Raw genomic sequence first — 8,062 nt, 5'->3', positions numbered from 1 at the left:
CCGTCGAAGTCGGAATCGGTCAGCTCGGCGACGCGCTGCGCCAGGTACGCGGTGCCGCGGCGGGCGATCAGGAGTCGCTCGGAGAGGTCGAGTGCGTCGAACGCCATCGGATGCCTACTTGACGATCGTCGTGTTCTTCACGGTGCCGATGCCCTCGATGCTCACTTCGACGGTCTCGCCGCTCTGGATGTAGCGGGCGGGCTTCCGTGCGTGACCGACACCGCCGGTGGTGCCGGTGATGATCACGTCACCGGGCTGCAGCGTGACGATGTGGCTGATGTACTCGACGAGCTTCGCCGGGCCGAACACCAGGTCGTCGGTGCTGGCGCTCTGCATCACCTCACCCTCCAGACGCGCCTCGATGCGGGTCCCCAGGGTGTAGTCGGTGACCAGGTGGGGGCCGAAGCCACTGGTCTTCTCGAACGTCTTGCCCTGGTCCCACTGCAGGGTGCGGTACTGGTAGTCCCGCATCGTGTAGTCGTTGATCACCGAGTACCCCGCGATGTAGGCGTCGGCGTCCGCCTCGGCGACCTGGTAGGCCCGCGTCCCGACGACGACCGCCAGCTCGGCCTCCCAATCCAGCTCGGCGGCAGCGTATCCGGGAACGACGACGTCGTCGTACGGACCGGTGAGTGCCTCGGCGAACTTGGCGAAGAGCGTCGGGTACTGCGGGAGGTCGCGGCCCATCTCGGTGATGTGGGTGGCGTAGTTCAGTCCGACGCAGACGATCTTGCCGGGGTTCGGCACCACCGGCGCGTAGTCGGCGTCGGTCAGGTCGATCGTCGCGCCTGCCGCCTCGCGGGCCAGGGACTGCCAGTTCGGCGCGCTCAGGAGCACCGACAGATCGGCGAAGCCGTCGATGACCGTCGCGGTCGCGGGATCGTCGATCCGCACGGCCGCCGTGCCGGTGGCGGTTCTCAGGGTGGCGAGTCTCATGGTCAGGCTCCTTCGGTGACGTGGCTGCGGTCGAAGTGCAGGCGCTCCACGATGGGCGCGTCCGAGAAGGCGAACACGTCGAAGTCCGTCTCGGCTTCGATGGACCATTCCGTCCAGGACGGGACGACGACGAGGTCGCCGGTGCCGACCTCGGACGTGTTGTCTCCCAATTGGAATCGGCCGACGCCGTCGAACACCTGGTACACCGTGGATCCGACGTCGCGTCGGGCCCTGGTGCGGGTGCCGCCCCGCAGGCGGTGGAACTCGGCCCGAATGGTCGACATGATGTCACCACCGGTGGTGGGGTTGGTGAAGCGCACCGCGGCGTGGCCGGGTTCGGTGGTGGCGGCGTAACCCTCGTCTTCGAGCGCGAGTTGCTCGTGCAGTGCGGCGTCGGTGTGCTCCCACCGGTAGGCGGCAATCGGCGTGGTGGTCCGCCTGCCGAGACCGACGAGCGGCCGCAGACCGGGATGCGACCACAGGCGCTCGGCCCGGGAGACGTCTGGCGTGGATTCGTCGGTGACGCCGTCGGAGCCGAACTCGAAGAACCCGGTGTCGGTGTAGTTGACGAACGGGATGTCCAGACCGTCGATCCACGCCATCGGATGGTCGGTCTCGTTGTGGTGACCGTGAAAGGCCCACCCCGGGGTGAGGAGCAGATCGCCCCGCCGCATCGCGACAGGGTCCCCGTTGACCACGGTCCACACCCCGTCGCCCTCGACGACGAAGCGGAAGGCGTTCTGGCTGTGGCGGTGCTCGGGTGCGGTCTCCTTGGGACCGAGGTACTGGATGGCCGCCCACAGCGTCGGGGACGCATACGGCAGGCCGCCAAGGCCGGGGTTGGCCAGCGCGATCGCCCGCCGCTCGCCGCCGCGGCCAACCGGGACGAGGTCACCCGCTCGCTGAGCGAGTGGGTACAGCATCGACCACTTCCAGACGTAGGGAACGGCTTTCGGTGTTGGCGCCATTGGCATCAGGTCGCCGAGTTGGGTCCACAGCGGGTTGAGGTGTTCGGCGGCGAAGTCACCGTACAACCGTTCCAACTCGGGGTCCTCGACGTGCGTCTGGGTGCTCACCGTTCCAGCTCCGACTCGGTGACCGGGCCCCACATGTTGATGGTGGCGATGTCGACCTCCCACGTCCGGGGGTATTGCGGGTAGTTCTCGTGCCATGGGCGGGGCTCGAAGTACCCCTTGGACTCGTCGTGGATGAGGTCGAGCTGGGTGAAGAGTTCGATCGTGTTGCCGTCGGGATCGCGGTGGTAGGTGAACATGTTGTGACCCGGCCCGTGGCGGCCGGGGCCCCAGTGCAGCCGAAAGTCGTTCTTGGCCAGATGGTCCACCATCGTGATCAGGTGGTTGGGATCCCGCATCTCGTAGGCGATGTGATGCATGCCCGTCTTGTTGATGCTGCGGAGGAAGTTGGCGGCGTGGTGATCGGCGTTGCACCGCAGGAAGACGAAGAAGTCCCCGATGGTGTCGGACCACTTGAAACCGAGCAGATCCTGGTAGAAGCCCTGCAGCCGTTCGAGTTCGGTGGTGAACGCAGCGACGTGCCCGAGCTTGGTCGGACGAAGGGTGGCCCGGCCGTCGACACCGCTCGGGGTCTGGTTCTCGAACAGGTGGAGTTCGGCGCCGGTGGAGGGTTCGGCCATGACGAGGACGTCGGGCGTGCCCGGTGCGGCGTCGGAACGGCGCTCCACGTCGTAGCCGGCGTCCTTCAATCGTTGGTGGGCGTCGCCGAGCGAGCCCCACACCTCGTAGCCGACCGCCGAGCGGGGCTTGGCCGCGTCGGTCTTGCGGATCACGACGCAGTGGTGATCGGCGCCGGTGGTGAGGTAGGCGTAGTCGTGTGACTGTTCGACGACTTCGAGGTCGAGGACCTTGGTGTAGTACCAGGTCATGCGTTCGACGTCGGGTGTGTCGAAGGTGACGTAGCCCAGCTTGGACACCGGTGCGGCAGGTTCGGCTGCGGTGTCTGGTGTTTCGGTCATGGGGTGGATGCCTTTCTCAGAAGTTGATGGGATCACGCATCGGGTTCGGTGAGCAGGGCAACGCGACCGACGTTGGCACTGGCCTCGACGTATTCGTGTGCCCGCGCGGCCTCGGTGAGGGGAAAGGTCCGGTCGACCACGCTGCGGAAGCCGGCCGCTGCCTCGCTCCAGAGACGCTGAGCGGCATCGAGATTCCCGGAGCGCACGCCGATCACCCGTTGCCCGAACGAGTAGAGCCGCTGCAGGTCGACCGGCACCGTCCTGCCGAGGAAGGCGCCGGACGACACCATCGCCCCGCCTGCGGCCAGTGCATCCATGCCGTGGGTCCACACCAGAGGATCGCCGAGATTGTCCACGACGAGGTCGGCGCCGTGGCCGTCGAACACCGCACGCACCTCGTCGGCGAAGCTCGCCGAGGAAGCCTGCAGCACGGCGTCGAAGCCGAGTTCGCGAAGCCGGGAACGCTTGGCCTCGTCGCGCGAGGTGGCGATCACCCGCGCCCCGAGGTGGCGGGCCAGCAGTGCGGTGGTGGACCCGAGCGCCGAGGACGCCCCCTGGACGACGACCCGTTGTCCTGCGACGAGTCCCGCCCGGGTGAACTGGTTCATCGCCACCACGCCGGCCAAGGCCAGGGCCGTGGCGTCGGCCGGGGTCATGTCGTCGGGTACCGCGAAGACGTTGGTGGCGGGAACCGCAATGTAGTCGGCATAGGCGCCGGAAAGATGGGTGCCGATGATCCTGGCGCTGGGTGAGAGTTCGGCGAATCCCGCGGCCACCATGGGACAGCTCGGGTCGGTGAGGACGGGGAACGTGGCGACCCGGTCACCGACGGCAAATCCCGTGACGTCGTCGCCGACGGCCGCCACGACGCCGGTGTGCTCGGCGCCCAGGACGTGCGGGAAGGTGAACGTCGCGTAGGGGTGATGGCCGGAGCGGGCAACGAGGTCGAGCAATCGCCCCACGCTCACGGCGGCGATGCGGATGAGGACCTCACCGGAACTCGCTCGGGGGGTGGGTACCTCGTCGACCCGCAGCACGTCGGGCCCACCGAACTCGTGGAAGGCCACGGCACGCATCGTCGTGGGAATGGGTCCTGCGGCCGGCCACCCCGTCGTGGTGCCTGCGGGGCTCGTCACTTGGCCACGACCTTGTTCGAGATGCGGCCGATGCCCTCGATCTCGACGTTGACGACGTCGTCGGGACGGAGGAAGTCCTTGCGCGGCATGCCGACGCCCGCGGGTGTGCCAGTGAGGATGACGTCGCCGGGCTCAAGCGTGAACACCCGACTCGCGGCCGCGATCAAGCGGTGGACGTCCACGACCATCTGAGAGGTGTTGGAGTCCTGCTTGACGATGCCGTTGACGTCGAGACGGATCTTGAGTGCCTGCGGGTCGGGCACCAGCCAGGCAGGCACCAGGCCCGGACCGAGTGGGCAGAAGCCGTCCTGGCTCTTGTGTCCCAGCCAGTCCCACTCGAAAGGTGGTGCCACCGCGCCGTTTCGGTGGAAGACCCCGCGGTCGGATACGTCGTTGGCGACGAGGTAGCCGGCGACCACCTCGGCGGCGTCGGCGGCCTCGAGGCCGGCGCACCTGCGCCCGATCACCACACCCAGTTCGGCTTCCCAATCCACCTGCGAGCGACCGTCGTCGAAGATGGCGACCTCCGCGGTGGGACCGACGACGGTGGTGGTCGGTGTCTTGAGGAAGAAGAAGGGCTCGACCGCCGGGTCTGGCCGGTCGACTCCCATCTCATCGGCGTGATCGTAGTAGTTCGCCCCGGCGCAGATCACCTTGTTCGGATAGGTCAGGGGCGCCACCAGGTCGACGTCCCCGACCGGCGTCAGGGAGTCGAGGTCGAGGGTGCGCAGCACCGTTGCCCAGTGTTCCCAGTCCGCAAGGAGTTCCATCACGTCGAGTCCGCCGAGCGCCTGCGGTGCTGCGAGGACCCGGTCGTCGACGTGAATGCCGGTCGCGATGCCGTCCGGGGTGCGGTACTGCGCGAGCGCCCAAGTGAGGTCGGTCATGGTCGATTCTCCTGATTCGGTGGTGTCGCTGAGGTTGAGTGCGGTACTGGGACGTTCATGCGGCCAGCCATCCGCCGTCGACGGGGAGGACGACGCCGTTGACGTAGGAGGAGTCCGGCGAGCACAGCCACACGACGGCCTTGCCGACCTCGTCGGGCCTGCCGTAGCGACCCGCGGCCGTGCGGCCGACGACGGCGTCCATGATGTCGCCGGGCACCGAGGCGGTCATCGCGGTGGCGATGGGTCCGGGGGCGATGGCGTTGATGCGCACTCCGGTGGCGCCGTAGTCCAGGGCGGCGGTGCGGGTCAGACCGACCACACCGTGCTTGCTGGCGCTGTAGGCCGCCTGGGTGGCGGCGCCGGCCTGGGACCACACCGATGCCGTATTGACCACTGCGCCGGTGTGGTTCACGATGTGCGGCAGTTGGTACTTCATGCAGAGGAAGACGCCGGTGAGGTTGACGTCGATGACCCACCGCCACCGCTCGACGTCCAGGTCCGCCGTCGGAGCCGGGCTGAATACGCCGGCGTTGTTGTGGGCGAAGTCCAGGCGGCCGAAGTGACCGACGATCTGGGTGACCGCGGACTCGACCGATTCGGCGTCGGCAACGTCGGTGTGGACGTAGATGGCCGAGCCGCCCGCGGCGTTGATGTCGGCCGCGGTGCGCTCCCCGTCCTCGTCGAGGACGTCGCAGATCGCCACCGCGGCACCGACGTCCGACAGTGCCATGGCCGATGCGGCGCCGATGCCGCGGGCGGCGCCGGTCACCATGGCCACCTTGCCGTCGAAGTCAGTCACGTTCGGTTCCCTTCCAGATGCGGGTGGTCATGCGGCGCTGTAGCCGCCGTCGATGCTCAGTGCGCTGCCGGTGACGAACGCCGCCGCCGACGAGCTGAGCCACAGGACGCCGTCGGCGATCTCGTCGACGGCGGCAATGCGGCCGATCGGATGCTTGGCGCGCATGTCGGTCATGAAGCCGGGGTTGGTCGCGGCCACCTCGTCGATCATGGCCGTCTGCACCACCCCTGGGCAGATCGCGTTGATCCGGATGCCGCGGGCCGAATACTCAAGCGCCGCAGCCTTCGTCAATCCGATCACCCCGTGCTTGGAAGCGACGTAGGAGGCTTGGAGCGGCAACGCCACCTGTCCCAGTGCCGACGCGGTGTTCACGATCGAGCCGCCGCCGCGCGCGAGCAGTGCGGGAATCTCGGCGCGCAGGCACTGCCACACACCGGTCAGGTTGACGTCGATCACCCGCTGCCAGTCCCGGTCCGTCATGTCGGCGAGGGCCCGACCGGCTGCCTCGACGCCTGCGTTGTTGTAGGCGATGTCCAACCCGCCGAAGGTGTCCACCGCGGCCCGAACCATCGCGGCCACCGAATCCGCGTCGGTGACGTCGGTCGGCACGAAGATGGCCTCGGAGCCCGGCGGCAGACCGTCGAGCGCAGCTCGCCCCGCGGCGTCGTCGCGATCGGCGATGACCACCGAGACACCCTGCGCGGCATAGGCGTTGACGCACGCGCGACCGATGCCGCCGGCACCACCGGTGACCACCGCGACCTTGCCCGCCAGTTCCGGATAGTCAGGCATAGACGGGGGCCAGATCGAAGTAGACGCGGTAGCTGTCGAACTTGCCCGTGTGGTCGACGTGCCACATGGTGGCCACGGGGATGGTGACCTCGCAGCCGTCGTGACGACGGTAGGTGACGGTCAGCTCGACGACGGTGTCGGCGCCGAACGTCCACTCGGCGAGGATGGTGTGCTTCAACCCGGCGATCGTGTCGTAGAAACATCCCACCCCCTCGCGGATCTGGTCCGGGCCGATCAGGGCAGGCCGGTTGGCGAAGACCAGCGACGCGTCATCGGCGTAGAGCTCGCCGAGGGCCTGCAGGTCCATCGAGTCGACGATCGCGAAGACCCGAGCGGCTGTCGGTGCCACCATCACGTTCATCCCCTAGCTCACTGCCGAGGTGCTGGGGTCGACGATGCGATCGCGGACGGCCTGCAACGTCGTATGCACGGCGTCGAGGTAGTCCGACTGCATCTGCTCGCCGAATGCTGCTTCCTCGGCGCTGCCCTCGGTGATTCCGTCGACGACGAGTCGGAAGCTGAACCTGAGCACGTCGTTGCCGGCCTCGTCGACGCAGATCTCGTTGTCGATCGTGCCCCGCGCGGCGCCGTGGGTGCGGACGAAGTGCACGAGCTTCTTCGGGTAGAACGTCACGACCTCGCGCACGGGGCCGACGTGTTCGATGTCGCGCACCAGGCCGCCCTCGAACCGGTCGACGACGGTGCAGGCGCTGATCGCGGCGACGTAGGGGAGTGGATTCTCGGCCTTCTCGACAAGCCCGGCCCACACGTCGTCCACCGTCAGCGGGGGTTCGATGCCGTCGTTGATCGGGATCGTCCGGCTGATGTCGATCATGTTGTGCCTCCTTGAGGTATCGCGTCGCTCCACGCGATGCGACGCGCTGCGACCTGGTGCTCGACCAGAGCGCCGATGACGTTGTGACATGGACCACCGTAACCCAGCTCATACCAATGTGTCTACACTTTAACGACGGCGATTTGGGTGGAAATCCGGCCTTGCGATCGAGAGCTAATGTGTATACTCTTTAACGGGAACGTGACCCGGCCCACAACGGCGGGACTCCCGAATCGGAAAGGCGCAAGACCATGACGACGGTCGAATCTCGCAGCTCCACCACGCTCAAGACGCAACCCGCACCGCGGAACGGCTGGTATGCAGCCGCATGGGATCGGGAGGTCGGCCGCACGCCGACCGCCGTGCGGGTCAACGGAACACCGCTGGTGCTCTACCGGACCGAGGACGGCCGGGCGGTGGCGCTCGCAGACGCCTGCTGGCACCGTCTCGCCCCCCTGTCGATGGGAAAGCTCGTCGGCCGCGACGGAATCCGATGCCCGTACCACGGCATCGTCTACGACTCGGCGGGCCGCTGCGCGTCGATGCCCGCTCAGGAAGTCCTCAACCCCAGCGCGACCGTGCCGTCCTACCCCGTCGTGGAGCGGCACCGCTTCGTCTGGGTGTGGCTGGGGGACCCCTACCTCGCGAAGGCCGACGAGGTGCCCGACATGCACCAGATGGACG

General features: G+C 67.7%; 10 protein-coding genes and 1 pseudogene. 1 reads left to right on the top strand and 10 read right to left on the bottom strand.

The window, feature by feature from the left end; all coding sequences use genetic code 11:
* The 10 genes and pseudogenes from ABW137_RS31140 to ABW137_RS31095 all read right to left on the bottom strand — a co-directional run.
* Positions 1-107, bottom strand: a pseudogene (locus tag ABW137_RS31140) (maleylpyruvate isomerase family mycothiol-dependent enzyme); the annotation flags it as partial.
* A 7-nt stretch (positions 108-114) separates the two neighbouring features.
* The gene (locus tag ABW137_RS31135; protein WP_526405986.1) at positions 115-936 is read right to left on the bottom strand and encodes a fumarylacetoacetate hydrolase family protein; all 822 of its coding nucleotides are present in this window, start codon (positions 934-936) and stop codon (positions 115-117) included.
* A gap of 2 nt (positions 937-938) precedes the next feature.
* Positions 939-2,012 (bottom strand): cupin domain-containing protein, encoded by a 1,074-nt coding sequence (locus ABW137_RS31130; protein WP_526405984.1) that lies wholly within the window; start codon positions 2,010-2,012, stop codon positions 939-941.
* Positions 2,009-2,929: a VOC family protein gene (locus ABW137_RS31125; protein ID WP_526405982.1), complete on the bottom strand. Its 921-nt coding sequence runs from the start codon at positions 2,927-2,929 to the stop codon at positions 2,009-2,011. The genes ABW137_RS31130 and ABW137_RS31125 overlap by 4 nt, the downstream gene beginning before the upstream one ends.
* A 32-nt stretch (positions 2,930-2,961) precedes the next feature.
* A complete protein-coding gene (locus ABW137_RS31120; protein ID WP_526405980.1) occupies positions 2,962-4,065 on the bottom strand; it encodes a quinone oxidoreductase family protein in 1,104 nt (367 codons plus the stop codon).
* Positions 4,062-4,952 (bottom strand): fumarylacetoacetate hydrolase family protein, encoded by an 891-nt coding sequence (locus ABW137_RS31115; protein WP_526405978.1) that lies wholly within the window; start codon positions 4,950-4,952, stop codon positions 4,062-4,064. Before ABW137_RS31115 ends, ABW137_RS31120 begins: the two co-directional genes overlap by 4 nt.
* A 55-nt stretch (positions 4,953-5,007) precedes the next feature.
* The gene (locus ABW137_RS31110) at positions 5,008-5,751 is read right to left on the bottom strand and encodes an SDR family NAD(P)-dependent oxidoreductase (RefSeq protein ID WP_526405976.1); all 744 of its coding nucleotides are present in this window, start codon (positions 5,749-5,751) and stop codon (positions 5,008-5,010) included.
* A 27-nt stretch (positions 5,752-5,778) separates the two neighbouring features.
* The gene (locus ABW137_RS31105; protein ID WP_526405974.1) at positions 5,779-6,543 is read right to left on the bottom strand and encodes an SDR family NAD(P)-dependent oxidoreductase; all 765 of its coding nucleotides are present in this window, start codon (positions 6,541-6,543) and stop codon (positions 5,779-5,781) included.
* Entirely contained in the window at positions 6,536-6,895 is a 360-nt protein-coding gene (locus tag ABW137_RS31100; RefSeq protein ID WP_526405972.1) for a nuclear transport factor 2 family protein, read from the bottom strand. Before ABW137_RS31100 ends, ABW137_RS31105 begins: the two co-directional genes overlap by 8 nt.
* Positions 6,896-6,907: 12 nt before the next feature.
* Positions 6,908-7,378, bottom strand: a complete 471-nt coding sequence (locus ABW137_RS31095) for an AtaL-like protein (protein ID WP_526405970.1) — start codon at positions 7,376-7,378, stop codon at positions 6,908-6,910.
* Between the two features lie 251 nt (positions 7,379-7,629).
* On the opposite strand from ABW137_RS31095, the gene ABW137_RS31090 reads away from it, so the two are divergent.
* The coding region (locus ABW137_RS31090; protein WP_526405968.1) for a Rieske 2Fe-2S domain-containing protein at positions 7,630-8,062 on the top strand (433 nt) is incomplete at its 3' end.

The sequence above is a fragment of the Mycobacterium sp. genome (assembly GCF_040509115.1).
In the GTDB taxonomy this organism is placed as follows: Bacteria; Actinomycetota; Actinomycetes; order Mycobacteriales; family Mycobacteriaceae; genus Mycobacterium.
This window is presented reverse-complemented; position numbering and strand designations above follow the sequence as displayed.

Excerpts from the sequence above, each read along its gene's own strand:
- ABW137_RS31135 (WP_526405986.1), bottom strand. The coding sequence starts at position 936 with ATGAGACTCGCCACCCTGAGAACCGCCACCGGCACGGCGGCCGTGCGG.
- ABW137_RS31125 (WP_526405982.1), bottom strand. The coding sequence starts at position 2,929 with ATGACCGAAACACCAGACACCGCAGCCGAACCTGCCGCACCGGTGTCC.
- ABW137_RS31115 (WP_526405978.1), bottom strand. The coding sequence starts at position 4,952 with ATGACCGACCTCACTTGGGCGCTCGCGCAGTACCGCACCCCGGACGGC.
- ABW137_RS31105 (WP_526405974.1), bottom strand. The coding sequence starts at position 6,543 with ATGCCTGACTATCCGGAACTGGCGGGCAAGGTCGCGGTGGTCACCGGT.
- ABW137_RS31100 (WP_526405972.1), bottom strand. The coding sequence starts at position 6,895 with ATGGTGGCACCGACAGCCGCTCGGGTCTTCGCGATCGTCGACTCGATG.
- ABW137_RS31095 (WP_526405970.1), bottom strand. The coding sequence starts at position 7,378 with ATGATCGACATCAGCCGGACGATCCCGATCAACGACGGCATCGAACCC.